A 22,799-nucleotide genomic window follows, 5' to 3' on the forward strand; every position below is an offset into this window, starting at 1 on the left:
GGTTAGAAACCGACCATCGCCTGATCGGCGAGGGCCTGATTGATCGTCACACCATAGTCATTCTGCAGGCGGTTGACCATCTGGTCCAGCATGTCGTCGCCGGCGGCGCGGGCAATGGCGGCGAACTGCTGGTCGTCATTGGCGAGCGCATCGGCAGGCGCATTGGTGTCGACCGAGGTGACCTTGAAAAGGATACGGCTGGAACCGTCGGCATCAGCCGCCTCGCCCACCTTGCCCTCTGCGCCGGAGAAGACCGCCGCGATCGTCTGCTGGCCGAAAATAGCGTCTTCGCTGTTGCGGCGCAGGCCGGACTTCTGTTCGACCGCGAGGCTCAACTCACCCGCTACTGCTTCCAGCGTTTCGCCCTTTTCGACGCGCGTTTTCAGTTCTTCGGCTTTGGCGGCAAGCGCGTTGCGCTGCTGCTCCGCCGTCCAGTCGGCCACGACATCGTCGCGAACTTCGGCAAGCGTGCGGTCGCGGGCGGGGATGATCTGGTCGACATCGAACCAGATGTAGCCTTCACGGCCGAGGTTGATCGGCAGCGCTTCCGTCCCGGGTTCGGTCTTGAAGACCTCCTGCGCCAGCTGCGGGGAGGGCAGGCCCTCAACCTTATCACCCTTTTCATCGAGGCCGGACGCGTCGATGGCGGCGACGGTGACGGGTTTCAGGTTCAGCTGCTGGGCAGCGTCGGCGAGCGAAGAACCGCCGGCGCGCAGGTCTTCATACCGGTCGTGAACATTGGTGATTTCTTCGGCGGCGGCGGCCGTGGCGAGATCCTTGCGGATATCTTCCTTCGCCTCTTCCAGTGTGCGGGTCGTTTCCGGCTTGATGCCGGTGACGCGCAGGATGACCGGGCCAAAAGAGCCGTCGACCACCGGAGATACGCCGCCATCCTTCTGGATGGCGAAAGCGGCGTCGGCAATCGACTGGTCGGGAATGGTGTCCTTGGTGAATTCGCCGAGCGTGACGTCGGACGCGGTCTTGCCCTGATCCTTCACCACCTGATCATAGGTGGTATTGCCAAGCCTGATCTGTTCGGCGGCGGCGGCGGCCATTTCCTTGTCCGTAAAGGTCAGTTGCTCGACGGTGCGACGGCCGGCGGTGCGGAAGCTGTCCTTGTGGCTGTTATAATAGTCGGCGATCTGCGCGTCCGTTACCGAGGCCGGCTCGGCGATGTCGGACGGTTCCAGCTTCACATAGGTGAACTTGCGGAATTCCGGTGCGCGATATTTCGCCTTGTTGGTTTCGAACCAGGGGGCAAGCACGTCGTCGCCCGGTGCCTTGACCGGCGGAATGACGGCGTTCGAAAGAATGACGTAATCGACGGCGCGCTGCTCGTTGCGATATTGTTTCAACGCATCCACCAGCACCTGCGGTGCGGTAAAACCGTCCGACACGGCTTCGACGATCTGGCTTCGGACGGCGACCTTGCTGCGTTCCTTGATATAGTCATCCTCGCGGAACCCCGAATTGCGCAGGCGTTCGCTGAAGAGATTGCGATCGAACTGGCCGTTGACCGACTTGAAGGCCGGGTCTTCGGCGATCAGGTTGGCGAGGCGGTCTTCCGAGAGGCCGAGATTCATTTTTGATGCCAGTTCGTCAAGTGCTGCGCCCGCCGCAAGCTGGCTAAAGACCTGACGATCAATGCCGAAGGCCTTGGCCTGCTCGGTCGTCAGCCTTGTTCCGAATTGACGGCTGAGATCGGAAATCTGGCGCTGATAGGCAAGGCGGAATTCCTGCGGGCTCACCGTCTGGTCACCCACCGTCATGACGGCATGGGAATTGGAGGTGACAAGCGATGCGGAAACGCCCCAGACGCCGAACGAAACAACAAGCAGGAGAAGCAGCAGCTTGGCTGCCATGGTTCGAGAAGCATTTCTCAGGGAATCGAGCATCGTTATGCAAACCTCACAGGAACGTCATTGCGGTCGCCAGCCTTCCGGCCCGCAACGTATCGGCGTTCCTTAAATCAATCCAAAGGGAAATTGAAGGGAATTTGCCTTGGAAAAACGGGGTTTTGAAAACGCTTATGTGATTGGAGGCCGGTTTTTCCGCCGTCATCTTCTCCGTATCGCCCCGTGAGGCGGCAAAATAAAACCGCCCGGAGGGCCCAGGCGGTTACGAAGAATCATTATAAAAAGCGCTGAGGCCGGTCTGCCGCGCTCAGAAGGCGCGGTTTCGGCGGATCGTCGCCTTGAATTCCTCATCCTCGCGTCGCATCTCGGCGACCACGGAGATCATCGACGTCACGAACATTACGCTGATCAGGGCCAGAAGCATCGTCAGAAATGTAAACATGATATCGTCTCCGGGAGATTTGAGAAAATTCTCTCCGTTACTCAGTAATAATTCATATACTGATAACGGGCGGTCAGCTGCGGGTAGTCCGGTCCCTGGGCTTCAGGCTTCTGCTCATAAAGGCTAAACGTCGTTGCTACCATTGCGATAACCAGTACTGTCCAGGCGGTGCTGATGACGCTGATTTTCGCCGAAGTAGACTGTTTTTCTCTTACAAACATCTGTCCGTTCCTTTGGTTCTGTCTTAACGCACCATGTTTCAACATGTTCCGCGTTAACCGTAAAAATCGATTAGCATCGCCCCGGTGAAACTTCCTTGAATGGCTCGTTCATCTGGCGTTCAGGAATCTGGCGAAGGGCGTCATTCGAAAAAAACATACTCGGCTGCGAATGATGCGATGACCGAAAGGACGATCATGAAGGCCAGCATTTTCAATTCTCCGGGTGATTAACGGGTGAGGGGCGTTTCGGTTTCCCGATGCTGTGCATTTAAACAAAATAGCTGTGAAACAGCACTGAACGGCCCATTCATCCGGGGTTCACGCCACAGCCGTGCGTATGAGGGATGGTGATAAAGTCTTGCGCGGCGTGCCTCTCCATGACAAAAGGCGGCACATATGTCGAAGCGTCGAGACGCGCCCACCACCTGAGAGCGATATGACGATTGCCTTTTATCCAGGATCCTTCGATCCGATGACCAACGGACATCTGGATGTGCTTCTCCAGGCGCTGAACGTGGCGTCGAAAGTCATCGTGGCCGTCGGCATTCATCCCGGAAAGGCGCCGCTGTTCAGCTTCGAGGAACGGGCAGGGCTGATAAAGCAGGCGCTTGCCGAACATCTGCCGGGTGAAGCGGCGCGCATGGAAGTCGTCTCCTTCGATAATCTGGTCGTCGATGCCGCCCGAAAGCACGGCGCACGCCTTCTGCTGCGCGGCCTGCGCGACGGCACCGATCTCGATTATGAAATGCAGATGGCCGGCATGAACCGCCAGATGGCGCCGGATATCCAGACCGTATTCCTGCCCGCCGGCACATCGTCGCGACCCATTACAGCCACATTGGTCCGGCAAATCGCCGCCATGGGCGGCAATGTCGAGGCTTTCGTGCCGAAAGCCGTGCTTGAAGCCCTCAACGCCAAGCTGAAGCGCTGACTTCAGCCTTACATTCTGGAGCCAATCCGATGAAACTCGTTCGATTTGCCTTTGCCGGCGCCATGTTTGCAGGCGCACTTGCCGCCAGCACCCTTGCTTCTGCAGCCGAACTCTTGACCGTGCAGCTGAAGGACGGTCCTGTCGTTATCGAGCTGATGCCGGAAGTTGCGCCCAAGCACGTTGCGCAGATCGAGGCGCTGGCCAAGAAGGGCGCTTATGACAATGTCGCCTTCCACCGCGTCATCGACGGCTTCATGGCGCAGACCGGCGACGTGCAATACGGCAACATGGAAAAGGGCTTCAGCGCCCAGCGCGCGGGTACGGGCGGTTCCGACCTGCCGGATATTCCGGCCGAATTCTCCAAGGTTCCGTTCACGCGCGGCGTGGTCGGCATGGCCCGCTCGCAGGATCCGAACTCCGCCAATTCGCAGTTCTTCATCATGTTTGCCGACGGCCCGTTCCTGAACGGTCAATATACCGTGGTCGGCAAGGTCGTGTCCGGCATGGAAGCCGTGGACAAGATCAAGCGCGGGCAGGGCGGCAACGGCGAAGTTTCCAACCCCGACCGGATGATCAAGGTCACCGTCGGCAAGAAGTAAGGTAGGGCAATAGAGCCCGAATAGAGGAGAATAACATGGCCGAGATCAAGGATCCGGAAAACACCATCATCATGGAAACCACGACCGGCAAGGTCGTGATCCAGCTGCTGCCTGAAGTTGCGCCGGGCCACGTCGCCCGCATCAAGGAACTGGTATCGGAAGGCGCCTATGACGGCGTCGTTTTCCACCGCGTCATCGAAGACTTCATGGCCCAGACGGGTGACGTGAAGTTCGGCAAGAAGGGTTCCGAAAGCTTCAACCCGGCCCGCGCCGGCATGGGCGGTTCCGACAAGGAAGACCTGAAGGCAGAATTCTCCGCCATTCCGCATGTGCGCGGCACCTGCTCCATGGCCCGTTCGCAGAGCCCGAACTCCGCCAACTCGCAGTTCTTCATCTGCTTTACCGATTCCCCGTGGCTCAACAAGCAGTACACCGTCTGGGGCCAGGTCATCGAAGGCATGGAAGCCATCGACAAGGTCAAGCGCGGCGAGCCGGTGAAGGATCCCGATTCGATCGTTTCGATGAAGCTCGCTTCTGCGGCTTGAGTGTAACGTATAAAGCGTTTACCCGCTCCGCAGGAAACTGCGGGGCGTTTCACATTGATGACAAGGGTGCCAACCATTCAGACGTCATCCTCGGGCTTGTCCCGAGGATCTAACGATCTACAACGTCAACGTGGTTAGATCCTCGGGACAAGCCCGAGGATGACGTCGAGTGTAGAGGCACGCTTGTCATCACCTTCCACCCGCCCCACGCAATGCAGGGCGGGTTTTGATATTTTCGAGAGCCCTTGCAATGCGCGTAGACCTGTTCGATTTCGATCTGCCCGAGGAGAATATCGCCCTTCGCCCGGCAAACCCGCGCGACAGCGCGCGCCTGCTGGTGGTCGATCCGAATGAAAATCGCATGGAAGACCATCGCGTCTTCGACCTTCCGTCCTTCCTGCGACCCGGCGATGCGCTTGTCTTCAACGACACCCGCGTCATTCCTGCCCAGCTGGAAGGCGTGCGCCTGCGCGAAGGTGCGCCGGAGACGGCGGTTTCGGCCACGCTGCACATGCGCGCCGATCAATCGCGCTGGAAGGCCTTCGCGCGTCCCGGCAAGCGCATCAAGGAAGGCGACCGCATCCGGTTTGGTTACGAGCGCGACAATGCCTGCGGCCTTGCCCATCTCGAAGCCACCGTCGAGGAAAAGGGCGAGGACGGCGAAATCACGCTGCTGTTCGACGTCTCCGGCCCGGTGCTGGACGAGGCGATAGCCTCCGTCGGCCATATTCCGCTGCCGCCTTACATCGCCGCCAAGCGACCGGAAGATGCGCAGGACCAGACGGACTACCAAACCATCTACGCCCGCGAGAAGGGCGCCGTTGCCGCCCCCACCGCCGGCCTGCATTTCACGCCCGAGCTGTTTGCGGCGCTCGACAAGGCCGGTATCGAGCGGCATTTCGTGACGCTTCACGTAGGGGCAGGCACCTTCCTGCCGGTCAAGGCCGACGATACCGATGACCACAAGATGCATTTCGAGATCGGCCACGTCTCGCAGGAAACCGCTGACCGGCTGAATGCGGTGAAGGCGCGCGGCGGGCGTATCGTCTGCGTCGGCACCACCTCGCTGAGGCTGATCGAAAGTGCGGCGACGGAAGATGGCGCCATCCACCCATGGTCCAATGCTACCGGCATCTTCATCACGCCGGGATACCGCTTCCGCGCGGTCGATATGCTCATGACCAATTTCCACCTGCCGAAATCGACGCTGTTCATGCTCGTTTCGGCTTTCTGCGGTCTCGAAACGATGCGTGACGCATATAAGCACGCCATCGAAACCGGATACCGCTTCTATTCCTATGGCGATTCCAGCCTGTTGTTCCGGAAAAACTGATGCAGGACAAATTCACTTTCACCCTGAAAGCCACGAGCGGCGGCGCGCGCCTCGGCGAAGTCGCCATGCCGCGCGGCGTCATCCGCACACCCGCCTTCATGCCGGTCGGCACGGTCGGCACCGTCAAGGCCATGTATCTCGATCAGGTGCGCGAGCTGGGGGCCGATATTATTCTCGGCAATACCTATCACCTGATGCTGCGGCCGGGCCCGGAGCGTGTGGCCCGCCTCGGCGGCCTGCATGAGCTGATCCGCTGGCCGCATCCGATCCTCACCGATAGCGGCGGTTTTCAGGTGATGTCGCTTTCCGGCTTGCGAAAGCTGGACGAGCAGGGCGTGACTTTCAAGAGCCATGTTGACGGTTCGCTGCACCACATGTCGCCGGAACGCTCCATCGAAATTCAGGGCATGCTCGATTCCGACATTCAGATGCAGCTCGACGAGTGCATTGCGCTGCCCGCCGAACGCAAGGAAATCGAGCGCGCCATGGAAATGTCGCTGCGCTGGGCCGAGCGCTGCCGCGTCGCCTTTGGCGAGCAGCCTGGCAAGGCCATGTTCGGCATCGTGCAGGGCGGCGACCAGCCGGACCTGCGCATTCGTTCCGCAGAGGGACTGAAGCAGCTCGATCTCAAGGGGTATGCGGTGGGCGGCCTTGCCGTCGGCGAGCCGCAGGATGTGATGCTCGGCATGCTCGATATCACTCTGCCGGTGCTGCCCACCGAAAAGCCGCGTTACCTGATGGGTGTCGGCACGCCTGACGATATCCTGAAATCGGTGGCCCGCGGCATCGACATGTTCGACTGCGTGATGCCGACCCGCTCCGGCCGCCATGGTCTCGCCTTTACCCGCCGTGGCAGGGTTAACATCCGCAATGCCCGCCACGCCGAAGATATGCGCCCGCTGGACGAGCAGTCCAACTGCCCGGCCTCGCGCGACTATTCCCGCGCCTATCTGCATCACCTCACTCGCTCCAACGAGGCGCTGGGCGGCATGCTGCTCTCCTGGCATAATCTTGCCTATTATCAGGAGCTGATGCAGGGTATCCGCAAGTCTATCGAGGAAGGCCGTTTCGCCGATTTTTATGCGGAAACCATCGAAATGTGGGCGCGGGGCGACATAGACCCGGTTTAGGTTGCAGAGCCTCCCCGACACTCGACGTCATCCTCGGGCTTGATCCGGGGACCGAGGATGACGGAGGAGAGGTTTCTATTCGCCGCTTTAAACGCCCCAAACTTTCCTTCTACGGATTTTTTCCTTGGCACATGCGCCTTACGTTCTTTTCCGGGATGATACGACCGGCACGGTGACAGCCTTCACCGAGCCGGAAGAGATCATCGTCGCGGATGAACCGGCGGCGTTTTTTGCCGCGCTGGAGCGTATGGAGGCGTTGCGGCGCGGCGGGAAATACCTTGCCGGCTATATGTCCTACGAGGCTGGTTTGCTGTTCGAGCCGAAGCTTGCGCCTTTTGCCGCCGAGCCCCGCAACGTGCCGTTTCTGAACTTCGGCGTCTTCTCCGGCCCGCAGCCGGATGAAGGCCGCTTTGTGCGGCCCGACGCGGTGCCGGATGCGGACGCCTTTCTGACCGACCCGGTAGCGGCCTGGACGCTTCCCGAATATCGGCAGCGTTTCGAGAAGCTGCACGAGCATCTGCGCCGCGGTGATTGTTACCAGGGCAATCTGACCATGCCCGTGCATGCCCGCTGGAGCGGCGATCCGCTGACGGCCTTCTGGTCGTTGATCGAACGGCAGCCGGTGAAATACGGCGCGCTGGTCGATCTCGGCGGCCCGGTCATCCTGTCACGCTCGCCGGAACTGTTTTTCTCGGTGAATAGTGAGGGTTTCATCGAAACCCATCCGATGAAGGGAACGACGCCGCGCGGGGCGGATGCGGAAGCGGACCGGGTGATCATCGCGGCAATGCTTGGCGACGAAAAAACACTCGCCGAAAACCGCATGATCGTCGATCTCCTGCGCAACGACATTTCCCGCATCACCGAGGTTGGCAGCCTCGATGTGCCGCGGCTGTTCGATATCGAGACCTATCCGACCGTGCACCAGATGGTCAGCCATGTCAGGGCGAAACTTCTGCCCGAGGTGACCGTGGAGGAGATTTTTTCGGCCCTGTTTCCCTGCGGCTCCGTTACCGGCGCACCGAAAATGTGGGCGATGAAAATCCTGCGCGAGCTGGAGGCGACCCCGCGCGACGCCTATTGCGGCGCAATTGGCTTCATGTCTCCAGATGGTGAGATGCGGTTCTCCGTGGCGATCCGCACGCTCAGCCTGTTTGACGACGGCCGTGCGGTCTTCAATGTCGGCGGCGGCATCGTGTTCGATTCCGTCGGCGAAGCGGAGTATGACGAGTGTCTGCTGAAATCGAAATTCGCGGTGGGTGACAGGTTGCTGCGGGGGTGATTATCGCCCGATCACCTCAAACGTCCCATCCTCAACCAGCACTTCCTTCGCCGCCGGGTGGCTGAGAAAGCCCACGGGGCTGGCGCTGGCGCCATAGGCGCCCGATTGCAGGATGGCGATGAGGTCGCCGGCTTTCAGCTTCGGCAGGGCCGCATTGCGGGCAAGCGTATCGAGCGGCGTGCAGAGCGGGCCGACGATGGTTGCCGTTTCCTCATGCTCCGCCTGCATCATGGCAGGTGCGACAATGGGATAGTTGCGCTTGACGATCTGGCCGAGATTGCCGGAGGCGGCGAGGTGGTGGTGCATGCCGCCATCCACCACCACGAAGGTGGTGCCGCGCGAGGTCTTTACGGAATTGACTTCCGCCACATAGATGCCGCCGGGACCGGCGAGGAAGCGGCCGGGTTCGATGATGATATGGGCGTCGGCGATCAGCGGGTGCTCTTTAAGAAGCGCCTTGAGATCGGGAATGGCAGCGGCCACCTTCGCGAGATCAAGCGGTGTCTCCCCGGCGAAATAGGGGATGCCGAGACCGCCGCCGAGATCGATGGTTTCGAGCGGTTTGCCGAGCATGTCAGCCATGCGAGCTGCAAGAGCGATGGCGTGTCGCCATTGGGAGACAAGCATGTCGGCATCAAGGATCTGCGTGCCGCCGTAAATATGGATACCGACGAGATCGATGTGCTGAACGTTCGCAAAGAGCGGCAGGACATTTTCCAGCTCTTCCTCGTCGAAACCGAAGGCAGTGGCCTTGCCGCCCATGCGCATGGCGCCCGCCTGCGCATCCGGCACCGGGTTGATGCGGATCGACGCCTTGACCGGCCTGCCAATCGCCTCGATGCGGGCAATTTCTTCGGCGCTCTCGATGTGGATTTCGCCGATACCGCCCTCGATCACTTCGCGCAGTTCGGCCATGCCTTTGCCGGGGCCGGCGAAGATGATGTTTTCCGTTGCGACACCAGCCTTAATGGCGGCGCGATATTCACCGACAGAGGCGATTTCCGCACCCGCACCTTCCTGCCGGAAAAGCGAGACGATGGCGGGCAGGGGATTGGCCTTCACCGAATAATAGATATCGGCAAAACCGCCCAGCGCGGTTTCGAGATCGCGATAGGCGCGACGCATGGCGGCGGCGTCATAAAGGAAGCACGGCGTTCCGGTCCCGGCGACAATATCGTGCACGGAAAGTCCGCCGATCATCAGATCGTTCTCGCTTATGTCGAATGACGCGGCTGCAAAGGCCGGGCCGTGGGTCTGGGGTTTATCCGTGGGCGCCATTGTCCGTCCGTTCGCGCACCAGCGCGCGGTAATCCACCTTGCCATTGGCCGTGACCGGCAGTCGTTCCACCAGTTCGATGGCGCGCGGGATCATGAAGGGGGCGAGCATTTCGGCGGCCTTCTTCAGCGCTGCCGAAACGTCGATATTCTGGTTGGCGGCAGTCGCCACGGCATGGACCTTTTCGCCAGCGAAGGGGTCCGGCAGGCCGATGACGGCGACCTCAAGGAAAAGGCCTGTCGACATCAGGCTTTCCTCGACTTCGGTCGGGCTGATGCGATAGCCCGACGATTTGATCATCGCATCGTTGCGGGCGACGAAGCTGAAGAAACCGTCCTCGTCCTCCACCGCCAGATCGCCGGAATAACACACGGTCTCGCCGCCCAGCGCCGCCGGAATGAAGGGGTGAGGGCGCAGCACCTTTGCCGTATCCTCCGGCCGGTTCCAGTAACCCAGCGAGACGGTTGGGCCGCGATGCACGAGAATGCCGGGTTCACCCGGCTTCGCCCTCTGTCCCTTATCGGTGACGATGAAGATTTCACATTCGGGAATGGCCTTGCCGATGGAAGTTGGGCGGCGGTCGATTTCATCGGGCGGCAGGAAGGTGGAGCGGAAGGCTTCCGTGAGGCCATACATCAGGTAGATTTTCGTATCCGGCAACTTCTCGCGCAAGGCCTTGACGGTTTCCTGCGGCACGCGTCCGCCGGAATTGGTGATGTAGCGCAGATGCGGCAGAGGCGTCTTTGTCAGCGACGGGGCGGCTTTCGTCAGGATCGCCCAGATCGTCGGCACGCCGGCGAGACCCGTGATGGCATGGTCGCGCAGATCGCGGATAATCTCGTCGCCCAGCCGGAAGGTGGAGATGATCGTGGCCGCGCCCTGTTCCACCGCCGTGAGCAGCTGGTTCAGGCCATAATCGAAGCTGAAGGGCAGAAGGGACAAAATGCGGTCCTTGCCGGTGATTGCCAGATAGGTGCGCACGATGCGCGCGCCGGCCAGAAGATTGCGGTGAGACAGCATCACGCCCTTGGGCGAGCCGGTGGAGCCGGATGTATAAAGAATGGCGGCCAGGTCTTCGCCGATTGCCGCTGAGGGGCGGGCGAGTGTGTCGGCGCGTGCCTCAATTTCTTCCGCCAGCAGGACCGTGACCTCGGGAAGGTCTTCCAGTGCCGCTTTCAGCTCTTCCATCATCGCGGTGTCGCTGATGACGATTTTTGCGCCGCAATCCTTGACGATATGGCGAATCTGCTGCGCTTTCAGCAATGCGTTCACCGGCACGAAGACGCCGGACGCCATGCTCACACCGAAGATCGACCAGCATTCCGCGATGCCGCGCGGCAGATAGATAACGACGCGGTCACCGCGTTGCGCGCCGGCTTCCTGCAATGCCGCTGCGCAACGGGCCGCCGCTGTGGCAAAGTCGCGATAATTCAGCGATCGGTCCTTGTGGACTAGTGCCTGGTCGTCGCTTGCCGCGCGGGCGGTAAGCAGGTGGTGCAGCAGGAAATGGGGTGTCATCTCCTCCGTTCCCTGAGGACGAAGGCGACGAGATCGGCCGGCGTGCCGAGATTTTCGGGCTGGAAATGCTCGTCATCGAGAATGATGCCGAAACTCTCGCCGAGGAAGACCATCAACTCGAGAAAGCCGAGCGAATCGATCGCGCCGCCTTCGAGAAGCAGCGTATCGGCGGAAAAGGGGGCATAGGCGGGAAAACGGTCAGCCAGGTAGGAATAAATCGTGTCGGCAACGTCGATTTCATTTTCTTTCGCCGCGAGCATGCTTGTTCTCCAATTTCCCGTTTGAAACCATGGACCCGCCCCGGAACGACGCTTTGCCTGTAAAGGCCAGGATTCCATAAGGTCACGAAGGATTCACTAGAATACCTAAGGTGGCAATAACACCAACTCTGAGTATGTTTCGTTAATAAACTGTGGGTTCCATGCGCCTTTTACTTGTATTGGTGCAATTTTATGTGCGGCAAAGCCGGCCGCCTTTCGGTCCTCCTCGCAAGCCGCCATGGTGAGCGCGAACCGGCCTTTACCCAGCAGGTGGCGGGCAATGGCGGGCAGGTGGCTTTGCGCGATCTGCCGGTCCTCGCAATAGATCAGGCGGGCGGAGGGGAGTTTTTTGGTTATGGTTTTCAGGAAAACCAGAGGATAGGGACGGCCTTCCTCTTCCAGAATGGCCACGATGCAGCCCAGACGGGCGTGGTCTTCCAGCATGTCGCGTGTTTCTGAAGAGAGAGTTTTCGCCGTTGTCTGTGTGAACGGATGAAGCCGTCCGCCTGTCGGGCGAAAAGTCGTGAGCGGCAACGGATAAAACAATGTGCAATTTGTCACCGTGTGAAACCCCAGCCGCTCGTTCAGCTGGCGGGCTTCGGGCGAGGGGGTGAGATCGGTGAAGAGTTCGTTTTCGGCCGATGACGCCATCTGCAACATGCGCGGCGCGAACCAGCGGCAGGACGGCTCGACATACCAGCTTGAGAGATTGACGATAACTCTGTTGGTGTCGGGCAGACGGCTTCTGATTGTCAGCAGCACGCCTGCGGCATCGCCGCCCTTCATCAGCAATTGGCCGATGGGGCCGAGATGACGCCGCTCGTGATGTTCACCGATAAGCGACAGGCCTCGAGCCCAGAAGGCCTCGCTTTTTTCCGGAAAACCTTTCGCCAGAAGGCCAACGGCGGCGGCGCGGTTTCCGTTGTCGATCGGTACGATTTTCACGGGTGGCTCTCCGCTGTCTGGCCTTGCTCTGGCCGGGGAGAGGTTTTCAACTCCACCGCGCAGTATCGGCTTACGACGATAGATTTACCGTGCCGTTAATCGCCATGGCTGCAGCAGACTCTTGGCAATCACATTTGCACGAATGGCGGGCGCACCGTCAGGCGCGCCCGCCTTCGCCTGGAATCAATAAACCACGACGCCGCGGATCGATTCACCCTTGTGCATCAGGTCGAAACCCTTGTTGATGTCTTCGAGCGGCATGGTGTGGGTGATCATCGGGTCGATCTGGATCTTGCCTTCCATGTACCAGTCGACGATCTTCGGCACGTCCGTGCGGCCGCGCGCGCCGCCAAAGGCGGTGCCCATCCAGTTGCGGCCGGTGACGAGCTGGAACGGACGGGTGGATATTTCCTGGCCCGCACCCGCAACGCCGATGATGACGGATTTGCCCCAGCCGCGATGTGAGGCTTCCAGCGCCTGGCGCATGACCTTGGTGTTGCCCGTGCAGTCGAACGTATAGTCCGCGCCGCCGATCAGGTCGCCATTACGCTTCGTCATGTTGACCAGATAGGGCACGATGTCGTCGCCGACTTCCTTCGGGTTGACGAAGTGGGTCATGCCGAACTTCTCGCCCCAGGCCTTACGATCGTTGTTGATATCGACACCGATGATCATATCCGCGCCGGCAAGGCGCAGGCCCTGAAGCACGTTGAGGCCGATGCCGCCGAGACCGAAGACGATTGCGGTGGAGCCGATCTCGACCTTAGCGGTGTTGATGACGGCGCCGATGCCGGTCGTCACGCCGCAGCCGATGTAGCAGACCTTATCGAAGGGCGCGTCGGGATTGATCTTGGCCAGCGCGATCTCGGGCAGAACCGTATAGTTCGAGAAAGTCGAGCAGCCCATATAGTGATGGATCTTGTCCTTGCCGATGGAGAAGCGCGAGGTGCCGTCAGGCATCACGCCCTGGCCCTGCGTGGCGCGGATGGAGGTGCAGAGATTGGTCTTGCGCGATGTGCAGGAATAGCACTCGCGGCATTCCGGCGTGTAGAGCGGAATGACGTGATCGCCCTTCTTGACCGAAGTAACGCCGGGGCCGACATCAACGACGATACCGGCGCCTTCATGGCCGAGGATCGCCGGAAACAGGCCTTCCGGATCGGCGCCGGAGAGGGTGAAATCGTCGGTGTGGCAGATGCCGGTGGCCTTCACCTCGATCAGCACTTCGCCGGCGCGGGGACCTTCAAGCTGAACGGTCATGACCTCGAGCGGTTTTCCTGCCTGAATGGCAACGGCGGCGCGAACGTCCATATTCGATCTCCTCAGTCTTTTAATGTCGAAATAAAAAGGTTTTGCCCGAGCGCGACTGGCCGGGCAAGGCAAAATCCGGTGACCCGGAATGGAAAAGGGGCGTGTGCGGACACATGCCCCTTTATTCTGGCCGATAGATGCGGGGCAGGCCTATGGCGTTGCGTCGCTCTCTTGTTCCGTTGCGACGTGTTCCACGCCAAGCCAAGCGGCACAATGCTTCAGCGCCCGCGCTGCGATGAGCTGGCGCTTCATGATGGTCTTGTCCTTGCCGCGAAAACGTTTCACGCCATCAGGCTTGACGATGGAGCCCGGCTCCAGTTCCGGGAACAGGCCGAAATTGATGTTCATCGGCTGGAAGGAACGCTTGCCCGGCTCATCATCGGAAGAGAGATGGCCGCCGGTGATGTGGTTGAGCAGCGAGCCAAGCGCTGTGGTGGCCGGCGGCAGGCTCGGAGCCTCGCCCTTCCGCTCCGCAGCGGCGAAGCGGCCGGCGAGAAGCCCGACGGAGGCGCTTTCCACATACCCTTCGCAGCCGGTGATCTGGCCGGCGAAACGCAGGTCCGGCCGCGATTTCAGCCTTAGCGAGCGGTCCAGCAGGATGGGGGAATCGATATAGGTGTTGCGGTGCAGGCCGCCGAGGCGGGCGAATTCCGCATCTTCGAGACCGGGAATCATGCGGAACACATCCGCCTGCACGCCATATTTCAGCTTCGTCTGGAAACCGACCATATTATAAAGCGTGCCGAGCGCATTGTCCTGCCGCAGCTGGACAACGGCATAGGCCTTGACGGTCGGGTTATGGGCATTGGTCAGCCCCATCGGCTTCATCGGGCCGTGGCGCAGCGTCTGGCGGCCGCGTTCGGCCATGATCTCGATCGGCAGGCAGCCATCGAAATAGGGCGTTCCTTCCCATTCCTTGAAACCGACCGTATCACCGGCAATGAGCGCATCGATAAAGGCGTTATATTGCTCCTCATCCATCGGGCAGTTGATGTAATCCTTGCCCGTGCCGCCGGGGCCGACCTTGTCGTAACGTGACTGGTACCAGCAGATATCCATGTTGATGCTGTCGCGGTGCACGATGGGCGCGATGGCATCAAAGAATGCCAGCGCATCTTCGCCCGTCTCGGCCTGAACTGCTGCCGCCAGATCCGGCGAGGTGAGCGGGCCGGTGGCGATGATGGTGCTGCCCCATTCCTTTGGCGGCAGGCCTGTTACTTCTTCGCGGACAATTGTCACCAGCGGGTGATTTTCAAGCATATCCGTCACGGCCTGCGAAAACCCGTCGCGGTCGACGGCGAGCGCGCCGCCGGCCGGCACCTGATGTTTATCGGCGCAGGCCATGATGAGAGAGCCGGCAAGCCGCATTTCCGCATGGATGACACCGACCGCATTGGCCGTCGCGTCGTCGGAGCGGAAGGAGTTGGAACAGACCAGTTCCGCCAGCGTATCGCCCTTATGCGCATCTGTGCCGCGCACGCCGCGCATTTCGTGCAGGATGACAGGCACGCCGCTCTCAGCAATCTGCCATGCGGCTTCCGAGCCGGCCAGTCCGCCGCCCACGACGTGAATGGGAGAATGGGTCTTGTCTTGCATGCTGGCGTCCATGAACCGCGCGCGGGGCAAAGCTCCCGTCCGGCGGCTGTCATTCGAGTGATGGTTCCGCGCGGGTCCCTTGGGGACGCGGCATTGTTGCGGGATGCACTAGCATGCATGGCCTGGGCAGCCAAATGTTTTTGCGGGGAAGGGATATGAAGATGGTCAGGCTACCAATTTCGCTGCAGGGCTAAAAAGCAGGCAAGTGTTTTTTGGGGAGTGAGCGCGCGCCACTTGTTTCTTCTCCCCGTCGGGGAGAAGTCCGCGGCAGCGGGATGAGGGGGCGAGGGTAGAGGGATACGGCAACGTTGCCCCCTCATCCGACCCTTCGGGCCACCTTCTCCCCGGCGGGGAGAAGAAGTGTGCCGCGATGCCCGGCCTTCCTCGTGATTCTCAATGCTGGGCGATGTTGAAGGCCGAACTCAAGCCGAACACCCAGAATCAAAAACGGCGCCCGAGGCGCCGTTTTCTTAAAACCTGTCGCTCAATCGTCGCGCCCTGGAGGTCGGGCAGCGGGACGATCGTTTACGCCTTAGCGGAACGAACGGGAAGCAACGTTACGGATGTCGTAACGGGTCAGGCCGATGTCGCTCAGGGCCTGGTTGGACAGGCTGCCGAGTTCGTTGATCGTGCGGCGGTAGGAGATCCAGTTCTTTGCGATGCGGATAGGGTTCATGGTCGTTTCCTCAATCTATCTCTGTTGATTTCGTCGGCCGGCTCAGCGTTTCTCTGTGCTCTCGGCTGTTGAGGTTTATATATAGACATTGAGCCATGTTGTGCAGTGCAGATTTTAGGCTACTGCCATGCATTTGTGCACTATGTCGGCTAAATTTGCGGCTTTGAATATCATCTGAGCAAAATATGAGCGGAAATGCCTGTGTTTCAGGCGGTTTTGACGGGTTTGGCAGCCTTTGGCGGCGCAAAAGGGGCTTGCTGGTGTAAAAAGACGCATCGGGAGGGGCGCGCGCTATCCGGCCGTTGCGTAAATGGGGTCGGCCATCGATGCATTTTTCATCCGCCGACCCTGCGGGCGGCTGTGGCAATGCCGGTTCGCCCCGGAGAGCCGCCCAAAACGAAAAAAAGGCCGGAGGCGGGAGCCTCAGGCCTTTTGAGTAGGTCGTCTCGCATCCGCCGCAAGGAGCGGCGGGCGTATAATCAGAAGCCGACGGCGGTCTTGGCGACGCGGCGGATGTCCTGACGGCCGATGCCGAGGTCGCTCAGTTCGCGGTCGGTCATGCGGCCGAGTTCGGTTACGGTCTGACGATACTTGCGCCAGTTGGTGAGCGAGCGTGCAATGTTCATTTTCATCTTCCTCTTCGTGCTGTTCAGTCTCAACGGCCAGTCTTGGGAGGCTTTGGTCCGGGGCTGAACTCGATCTCTGTATGGCCATGAATATAATCGGTTTAATCAAAACAAAAACAGACAAAGCAAGATGTCACCTATGCGCTCATTGCAATGCAAGCCGGTAAATCAGGCCGATTGCGACGATTCGTGCATAATTTGTGACCATTTTATGAGCTTTGGGTGATCGTCTGGTGGGTGGTCGTGCGAGAGCGTGCGGTATGACCGGATAATGCCGGGGCAAGGGGGCAGAAACCCTCCATCGCTGATTTGGAGCAAGGGCCTGCAATCCGGCTGCGGCGGGCGCTATATATAATGTCAATGCAGCTGCATAAATATTGTCTGCTTTTTTCCGCCTGCCGGCATGCGATGCGCCGGGCGGCCCGGGTCGGGAAGGCGGGGGAGGATGGGGTGCGGCTTGCCGTTTTCCGCCCAAAGATTGCCTCTGCCCGGCTGTCGCGCGCTGTCCCCCGTCAGGGTGGCGAATAAGCGGCGCCCGCCGACGGTGCTGCGGGTGAGAAAAGTCCGGAGGAAACGAAAGGCGGCGATAAGGCGCGCTTGACCCTTTCAGAACATTGTGACATACCGCCGCCCAACGTGCGGGTATGGCGGAATTGGTAGACGCATTGGTTTTAGGTACCAACGCTTCGGCGTGGGAGTTCGAGTCTCTCTACCCGCACCACAAGCAAGGCATGGCTGCGCCACGCTTGCGCCAGAGTGCATCTTTATAAGATGCGAGGGCTTTTGGGGTGCCCCTCAAGCTGTCTCAGGCGCGGGCGCGAAGGTGTCCGGCAGGCGCTTGTGCAACGAAATAACAGAAGCCACGGCCGGGACGTTGTTCCAGTGCAGTGCTCGAAAGTAAACCAACGGCTGTCTGAGCACCGCCGCCATGATGTGAAGGTTTGAGAAAATGCAGGTTATCGAAACGCTCGCTGAAGGGCTGAAGCGCGAACTCAAGGTCGTTATTCCGGCCGCCGACATGAAGGCCCGTCTGGACGAGCGCCTGGTTGACGCCAAGGACAAGGTTCGCATCAACGGTTTCCGTCCCGGCAAGGTGCCGGTTGGCCACCTAAAGAAGATGTACGGCAAGTCCATCATGGCCGATCTCGTCAACGAGCTGGTTCGTGAAAAGCCGACCGAAATCCTCTCCAGCCGTGGCGAAAAGTCCGCAACGCAGCCGGCCATCTCCATGACCGAAGACGAGCAGGAAGCCGAAAAGATCCTGTCGGCCGAATCCGATTTCGAATTCACCGTTGCCTACGAAATCATTCCGGCCATCGAACTGAAGGCCAATGACGGCATCAAGGTTACCCGCGAAGTTGTTGAAGTCTCCGAAGACGAAATCAACGAGCAGATCCTCAAGATCGCTGAAAGCGCCCGCACTTTTGAAGCCAAGAAGGGCAAGGCCGCTGAAGGCGACCGCGTCACGATGAACTATCTCGGCAAGGTTGACGGCGAAGCCTTCGATGGCGGCGCTGCTGAAGATGCCGAACTGGTTCTCGGTTCGGGCCGCTTCATCCCCGGCTTCGAAGACCAGCTCGTTGGCGTCAAGGCCGGCGACGAAAAGACCATCACCGTGACGTTCCCGGCCGATTACCCGGCTGCGAACCTTGCCGGCAAGGAAGCTAACTTCGACATCACCGTCAAGGAAGTTGCTGCCGCTGCCGCCGTTGAAATCAACGACGAACTGGCCGAGAAGCTCGGTCTCGAATCGGCTGAAAAGCTGAAGGAAATCGTCAAGGGTCAGATCGAGAGCCAGTATGGCAACGTCACCCGCCAGAAGGTCAAGCGTCAGATCCTCGATCAGCTCGACGAAATGTACAAGTTCGACACGCCGGCTGGTCTGGTTGACGCCGAGTTCGACAACATCTGGCGCCAGATCAACACCGATCTTGCCCAGTCCGGCAAGACCTTTGCTGACGAAGACACCACGGAAGAAGAAGCCCGCGAAGAATATCGCAAGCTTGCTGAACGCCGCGTCCGTCTCGGCCTCGTTCTCTCCGAAATCGGCGAAAAGGCCGGCGTCGAAGTGACCGAAGAAGAAATGCAGCGCGCGCTGTTCCAGCAGCTTCAGCAGTTCCCGGGCCAGCAGAAGGAAATCCTCGATTTCTTCCGCAACACGCCAGGCGCTTCCGCTTCGCTGCGCGCTCCGATCTTCGAAGAAAAGGTCATCGACAAGCTGCTCACCGAAATCTCGGTAACGGACAAGACCGTTTCCAAGGAAGAGCTGCTGGCTGACGACGGCGAAGAAGCCACGGAAACCAAGAAGAAGGCGCCTGCCAAGAAAAAGGCTGCTGCCAAGGCTGACGACGCCGGTGAAGGCGAAGAAGCCGCTCCGAAGAAGAAGGCTCCTGCCAAGAAGAAGGCCGCTGAAGGCGACGCTGAATAATCTTGGTTGGCGAAAGCTGATTGAATGGAAGGGCCGCGGCGAAAGCTGCGGCCTTTTTGTTTGGGCGCCCCGCTTGTTCAGCTACGCAATCGCCCGTTTCTCAATCCTTCGACATCGTTGCGTCATTCCTGGTTATTATAGTCGAAACCCATAATGCTGGGTCAGGCTTCAAGGACCATAGTCGAGGAATGTCGAACGGCAGTGCCATGGGTGTGAGAAATTACTTGGTCGAGGGTGTCTCCGGGGTCGGCAAGACTTCGGTTGCGATAGAACTTCAGCGGCGTGGCCATCATGTGATCCACGGCGACCGGGAGCTTGCCTACAAGGGCGACCCTGAAACCGGCGAACCGCTCGATCCCGCGTTGTTGCGGGGCGATGCGACCGATATGCCTTTCCGGCATCGGCATCATATCTGGGATGTCGAAAAGGTTCGGCGGATCGCCGCCGACCGCAGCCACGCACTCACATTCTTTTGCGGTGGCTCGAGAAATTTTCAGCGTTTCATGGATGTGTTCGATGAGGTCTTCGTTCTCGATCTCGATAGCGAGACCTTGCGAAAACGGCTGATCGAGAGACCCGCGGACGAGTTCGGCGGAAACCCGCAGGAGCGCGAATTTGTCCTGCAACTCCATGCAACGAAGGAAGACATCCCCGTTGACGCAACGGTCCTCGATTCATCCAGACCTTTGACCGTGGTGGTGGATGATATTCTCGCCCGCTGCGCGCTTCCGGTCGAAAAAGGGTAGCGGCCGAACTTCCCGCGCCATTGTTCCGATCACAATGCAGTGCAGCATGATTTTTTGCTGCATCTGCTCTTGTTCATCTCCCGTTCATCTGGCACCCTGCGCAGCATGATTTGCTCAGGTCGTATTCAGCGGCCGTTCGGGCATGAAGCGCCGCTCGATGCGGCCTCGTCGATGCCAACCATTGGCCTTACGCTTTTACCGTGCCTGCCGGGTTCTCCCGGCGCGCCCTTAATTTGCCAGGGGACAAGATATGTCGCCAAGAATGGGTTTTACCCTCCTGTTGTCTCTTTTCACCGCCACTGGCACCGCGGCCCATGCTGATGAGGCCGGGCTGATCTGGAAGCCGGTCAAGAATTCAGACCGTTCCTATACGGCGCGCATCGGCGCGAAGCTGCCGGTCGATACGCCGATCCGGGCGGGCCTCGAAATGGGCATGAGCGCGTCTAAGGGTGGGCAGCTGGTCGATACGCCGGTGCGGCTATGGGGCAATGTCACGCTGCTCGCCGAACAGTTGCCTGGCGTTTCCCTCGCCCGTGATGTCGGCGTCATTTTCAATGCGCTGACGGGTTCGAGCAGTATCTCCATGACCTCGCGGCAGAAACGTGTCGTCACGCCGGAGCTGGATATCGAGGCGAACCGCAATTTCACGGTCCGTTATGACGGCACGGCGCAGCAATGGAACGGGCTGGATGTGTCGCAGTCGCTGCGCCTGTCCCGTTCGGAAACCGGCACTGCCTTCGTGCTGACGGGGGCGAGCCGAAACAGTTTCAATGAGTTCAGCAGCGGCGTGGCGGTGGAGCAGAAGATTGGCGATCACCTGACTGTGCGCGGCACGCTTGATCAGGGCTATGCGGATCATTTCCGGCCCGGCGTGAGTGCGCGGTATAGTATTCGGTGGTGAGGGTATGCGTGACCTGTCGTCTAAGCAATGCGTACGACCGGCATTCTCGCTCGATACGCGGCGTCATCCTTGGGCTTGTCCCAAGGATCTAATCACGTCTCATAAACCGAGACGTTGCAGATGCTCGGGACAGGCCCGAGCATGACGGCAGGAGATGTTTTCGAACATTGCAGATTATCTCCTTACCCGCGACAAAGCCTCAATCCTTCTTGATCTCACCCATCCGGTTCCAAGCATCCAGCCCGGCGATCTTGTAAGCTTCCGCAAGTGTGGGATAGTTGAAGGTATTCTCGACGAAATATTCCACCGTGCCCTTCAGGTTCAGCACCGCCTGGCCGATATGCACCAGTTCGGTCGCACCTTCGCCGACGATGTGGACGCCGAGCAGGCGGCGGGTTTTCAGAGAGAAGATCATCTTCAAGAGCCCGCTGTCGAGGCCCATGATGTGGCCGCGTGAGGTTTCGCGGAAATGGGCGATGCCGCATTCATAGGGAATGTTGCGTTCGATGACTTCCTCTTCCGTCAGGCCGCAGGTGGAGATCTCAGGCACGGCATAGATGCCATAGGGGAAGAATTGCGGCGGTTCGCCGGCAGGGGCGCCAACGGCGTGGCGGGCGGCGATGCGGCCCTGTTCCATGGAGGTGGAGGCAAGGCTCGGGAAACCGATGATATCGCCGGCGGCATAGATGTTCGGCACAGACGTCTGGAAGGTCTCGGGATCGACTTTCAGGCGGCCACGGCTATCGGCCTCCAGCCCGCAGGCGGAAAGATTGAGCGTATCGGTGGCGCCGACGCGACCGGCGGCGAAGAGGACGGTCTCGGCCTTCAGCACGCGACCGTTGCCGAGCGAGACGAGGCATTTGCCGCTCTCGTCGCGCTCCACCTTTTCCGCCTTCTGGCCGAAGATCAGTTTCATGTTGCGGTCGCGCAGCTGATAGGTGAAATCCTCGACGATTTCCTTGTCGATGAATTCCAGCATGGTCTCGCGCGGTTCCACCACAGTTACCTGCGTGTCGAGCGCGCTGAAGATGGTGGCATATTCGATGCCGATGACGCCAGCGCCAACGACGATCATGGAGCGCGGCAGTTCCTTGATTTCCAGAATCTCGTCCGAATCGAGCACCGCTTCGCCATCGAAGGGAATATGCGGCGGCCTGTAGGGGCGGGTGCCGATGGTCAGCAGGATGGAGGTGGCGGTGACAGTCATGATCTCGCCGTCGCTCTTCACCACCTTCATGGTGTTGGCGTCGATGAAGCTTGCCGTGCCGCGAATGTGCTGCACGCGGTTGCGGGCGAACTGGTGTTCCAGCACTTCCACCTCGTGATCCAGCGTGATGAGGAGGCGACGGCGCAGGTCTTCCGCATCGATCTCCTGCTTGACGCGATAGGCGCGGCCGTAAAATCCGCGCTCGCGCCAGCCGGTGAGGTTGAGCGCGGTTTCGCGCAGGGTTTTGGAAGGAATGGTGCCGGTGTGCACCGAAACGCCGCCAACGCGGCTGCCCTTCTCAATGACCAGAACCCTCTTTTCGAGCTTGGCGGCCTGAATGGCGGCCCGTCTACCCGCCGGACCGCTGCCGACAACAATCAGATCGAACTGGTACATGAAAAACCCCGGAACAGAATATTGCGATGACCGGATGTCGCATCCGGCGTGGCGTCGCCGCGAAATGGTCGTGATGCCATTTTGACGATGGGGAGTGATTCCCCGGTCAGCCTTGCCCGCAAGAGTGCAATGCAACAAACGCCTGCGTCAATCTGTAGCGTAAGAATCTGACGGATTCGTAACTGGGGGTGGATTTTCGGGAGATCGAGGGTGGGTGTGGCTTACCCCCCTCTGCCCTGCCGGGCATCTCCCCCTCAAGGGGGGAGATCAGCAGGAGGCCCTTTTGTCGCTTCATCCTCAAACGTTGAGAGGGGCGAAACCTAGCCGCAGATCGATCTCCCCCCTTGAGGGGGAGATGCCCGGCAGGGCAGAGGGGGGTAAAGCCCCGCGCACTTCCTGAAGACGCCCCAAAAAAACCAACACCTTCATCCCGCACGGCGCTGCCATGCGGGGTATGGATGGAGAGCACCGGGCGATCCCCGGCTGCGCTTCATGTGAGGTTGGTGTTTGTCGGATGCGTTGCGCAGCCGGGTCTTTCACTATGCCGTATCTCGCAAGGGCCGTGCACGGCGGC

At 59.9% G+C, this 22,799-nt stretch carries 21 protein-coding genes and 1 tRNA gene; 10 read left to right on the forward strand and 12 right to left on the reverse strand.

Translation table 11 applies throughout. From position 1 onward, the window contains the following. Nucleotides 1-2: 2 nt before the first annotated feature. The 3 genes from O9X91_RS12230 to O9X91_RS12240 all read right to left on the reverse strand — a co-directional run bounded on the left by O9X91_RS12230 (nt 3) and on the right by O9X91_RS12240 (nt 2,519). A complete protein-coding gene (locus O9X91_RS12230; protein WP_269833485.1) occupies nt 3-1,895 on the reverse strand; it encodes a peptidyl-prolyl cis-trans isomerase in 1,893 nt (630 codons plus the stop codon). Nucleotides 1,896-2,163: 268 nt separating this feature from the next. Further along, a complete protein-coding gene (locus O9X91_RS12235; RefSeq protein WP_006314429.1) occupies nt 2,164-2,298 on the reverse strand; it encodes a hypothetical protein in 135 nt (44 codons plus the stop codon). Between the two features lie 41 nt (nt 2,299-2,339). Continuing rightward, the gene (locus tag O9X91_RS12240; protein WP_046798466.1) at nt 2,340-2,519 is read right to left on the reverse strand and encodes a hypothetical protein; all 180 of its coding nucleotides are present in this window, start codon (nt 2,517-2,519) and stop codon (nt 2,340-2,342) included. A 436-nt stretch (nt 2,520-2,955) separates the two neighbouring features. On the opposite strand from O9X91_RS12240, the gene coaD reads away from it, so the two are divergent. The 6 genes from coaD to O9X91_RS12270 all read left to right on the forward strand — a co-directional run bounded on the left by coaD (nt 2,956) and on the right by O9X91_RS12270 (nt 8,339). Continuing rightward, nucleotides 2,956-3,450: a pantetheine-phosphate adenylyltransferase gene (gene coaD, locus O9X91_RS12245; protein WP_077982176.1), complete on the forward strand. Its 495-nt coding sequence runs from the start codon at nt 2,956-2,958 to the stop codon at nt 3,448-3,450. A 29-nt stretch (nt 3,451-3,479) separates the two neighbouring features. Next, on the forward strand, nt 3,480-4,049 hold the full coding sequence (locus O9X91_RS12250) for a peptidylprolyl isomerase (protein ID WP_077982177.1): 570 nt from the start codon (nt 3,480-3,482) through the stop codon (nt 4,047-4,049). A 35-nt stretch (nt 4,050-4,084) separates the two neighbouring features. Beyond that, nucleotides 4,085-4,594 carry a peptidylprolyl isomerase gene (locus O9X91_RS12255; protein ID WP_077982178.1) on the forward strand — a complete coding sequence of 170 codons (510 nt, stop codon included), beginning with the start codon at nt 4,085-4,087 and terminating at the stop codon, nt 4,592-4,594. Between the two features lie 250 nt (nt 4,595-4,844). Further along, nucleotides 4,845-5,927, forward strand: coding sequence for a tRNA preQ1(34) S-adenosylmethionine ribosyltransferase-isomerase QueA (gene queA, locus O9X91_RS12260; RefSeq protein ID WP_077982179.1), 1,083 nt, complete (start codon nt 4,845-4,847; stop codon nt 5,925-5,927). After that, nucleotides 5,927-7,057: a tRNA guanosine(34) transglycosylase Tgt gene (tgt, locus tag O9X91_RS12265; protein ID WP_269825616.1), complete on the forward strand. Its 1,131-nt coding sequence runs from the start codon at nt 5,927-5,929 to the stop codon at nt 7,055-7,057. The genes queA and tgt overlap by 1 nt, the downstream gene beginning before the upstream one ends. A gap of 124 nt (nt 7,058-7,181) precedes the next feature. After that, nucleotides 7,182-8,339 (forward strand): aminodeoxychorismate synthase component I, encoded by a 1,158-nt coding sequence (locus tag O9X91_RS12270; RefSeq protein WP_269825617.1) that lies wholly within the window; start codon nt 7,182-7,184, stop codon nt 8,337-8,339. Here O9X91_RS12270 and O9X91_RS12275 read toward each other — a convergent pair whose 3' ends face one another. The 8 genes from O9X91_RS12275 to O9X91_RS12310 all read right to left on the reverse strand — a co-directional run bounded on the left by O9X91_RS12275 (nt 8,340) and on the right by O9X91_RS12310 (nt 16,547). Further along, a complete protein-coding gene (locus O9X91_RS12275) occupies nt 8,340-9,617 on the reverse strand; it encodes a type III PLP-dependent enzyme (RefSeq protein WP_162520385.1) in 1,278 nt (425 codons plus the stop codon). It abuts the gene before it with no gap. Next, nucleotides 9,601-11,133: an AMP-binding protein gene (locus tag O9X91_RS12280; RefSeq protein WP_142912291.1), complete on the reverse strand. Its 1,533-nt coding sequence runs from the start codon at nt 11,131-11,133 to the stop codon at nt 9,601-9,603. The genes O9X91_RS12275 and O9X91_RS12280 overlap by 17 nt, the downstream gene beginning before the upstream one ends. Then, complete coding sequence (locus tag O9X91_RS12285; RefSeq protein WP_077982183.1) at nt 11,130-11,393, reverse strand: acyl carrier protein; 264 nt, start codon at nt 11,391-11,393, stop codon at nt 11,130-11,132. The genes O9X91_RS12280 and O9X91_RS12285 overlap by 4 nt, the downstream gene beginning before the upstream one ends. A 105-nt stretch (nt 11,394-11,498) precedes the next feature. Then, on the reverse strand, nt 11,499-12,239 hold the full coding sequence (locus O9X91_RS12290) for a hypothetical protein (protein ID WP_332909288.1): 741 nt from the start codon (nt 12,237-12,239) through the stop codon (nt 11,499-11,501). A gap of 282 nt (nt 12,240-12,521) precedes the next feature. Continuing rightward, nucleotides 12,522-13,649, reverse strand: coding sequence for an S-(hydroxymethyl)glutathione dehydrogenase/class III alcohol dehydrogenase (locus tag O9X91_RS12295; protein WP_137410461.1), 1,128 nt, complete (start codon nt 13,647-13,649; stop codon nt 12,522-12,524). A gap of 150 nt (nt 13,650-13,799) precedes the next feature. Continuing rightward, on the reverse strand, nt 13,800-15,257 hold the full coding sequence (gene trmFO / locus O9X91_RS12300; protein ID WP_269833484.1) for a methylenetetrahydrofolate--tRNA-(uracil(54)-C(5))-methyltransferase (FADH(2)-oxidizing) TrmFO: 1,458 nt from the start codon (nt 15,255-15,257) through the stop codon (nt 13,800-13,802). Nucleotides 15,258-15,777: 520 nt separating this feature from the next. After that, a complete protein-coding gene (locus O9X91_RS12305) occupies nt 15,778-15,921 on the reverse strand; it encodes a DUF1127 domain-containing protein (protein WP_003515516.1) in 144 nt (47 codons plus the stop codon). Nucleotides 15,922-16,400: 479 nt separating this feature from the next. After that, entirely contained in the window at nt 16,401-16,547 is a 147-nt protein-coding gene (locus O9X91_RS12310; protein ID WP_004433052.1) for a DUF1127 domain-containing protein, read from the reverse strand. A gap of 638 nt (nt 16,548-17,185) precedes the next feature. Here O9X91_RS12310 and O9X91_RS12315 point away from each other — a divergent pair. The 4 genes from O9X91_RS12315 to O9X91_RS12330 all read left to right on the forward strand — a co-directional run bounded on the left by O9X91_RS12315 (nt 17,186) and on the right by O9X91_RS12330 (nt 20,622). Further along, nucleotides 17,186-17,268, forward strand: a tRNA-Leu gene (locus O9X91_RS12315). A gap of 228 nt (nt 17,269-17,496) precedes the next feature. Continuing rightward, a complete protein-coding gene (gene tig / locus O9X91_RS12320; protein WP_142912287.1) occupies nt 17,497-18,975 on the forward strand; it encodes a trigger factor in 1,479 nt (492 codons plus the stop codon). Nucleotides 18,976-19,181: 206 nt separating this feature from the next. Next, nucleotides 19,182-19,721 (forward strand): AAA family ATPase, encoded by a 540-nt coding sequence (locus O9X91_RS12325; protein ID WP_137411018.1) that lies wholly within the window; start codon nt 19,182-19,184, stop codon nt 19,719-19,721. Between the two features lie 250 nt (nt 19,722-19,971). Then, on the forward strand, nt 19,972-20,622 hold the full coding sequence (locus O9X91_RS12330; protein WP_077982188.1) for a hypothetical protein: 651 nt from the start codon (nt 19,972-19,974) through the stop codon (nt 20,620-20,622). Nucleotides 20,623-20,821: 199 nt separating this feature from the next. Here O9X91_RS12330 and sthA read toward each other — a convergent pair whose 3' ends face one another. After that, nucleotides 20,822-22,225 (reverse strand): Si-specific NAD(P)(+) transhydrogenase, encoded by a 1,404-nt coding sequence (sthA, locus tag O9X91_RS12335; RefSeq protein ID WP_269833483.1) that lies wholly within the window; start codon nt 22,223-22,225, stop codon nt 20,822-20,824. Nucleotides 22,226-22,799: the final 574 nt, after the last annotated feature.

Origin of the sequence: Agrobacterium salinitolerans, assembly GCF_027498475.1 — a bacterium.
Lineage (GTDB): Bacteria > Pseudomonadota > Alphaproteobacteria > Rhizobiales > Rhizobiaceae > Agrobacterium > Agrobacterium salinitolerans.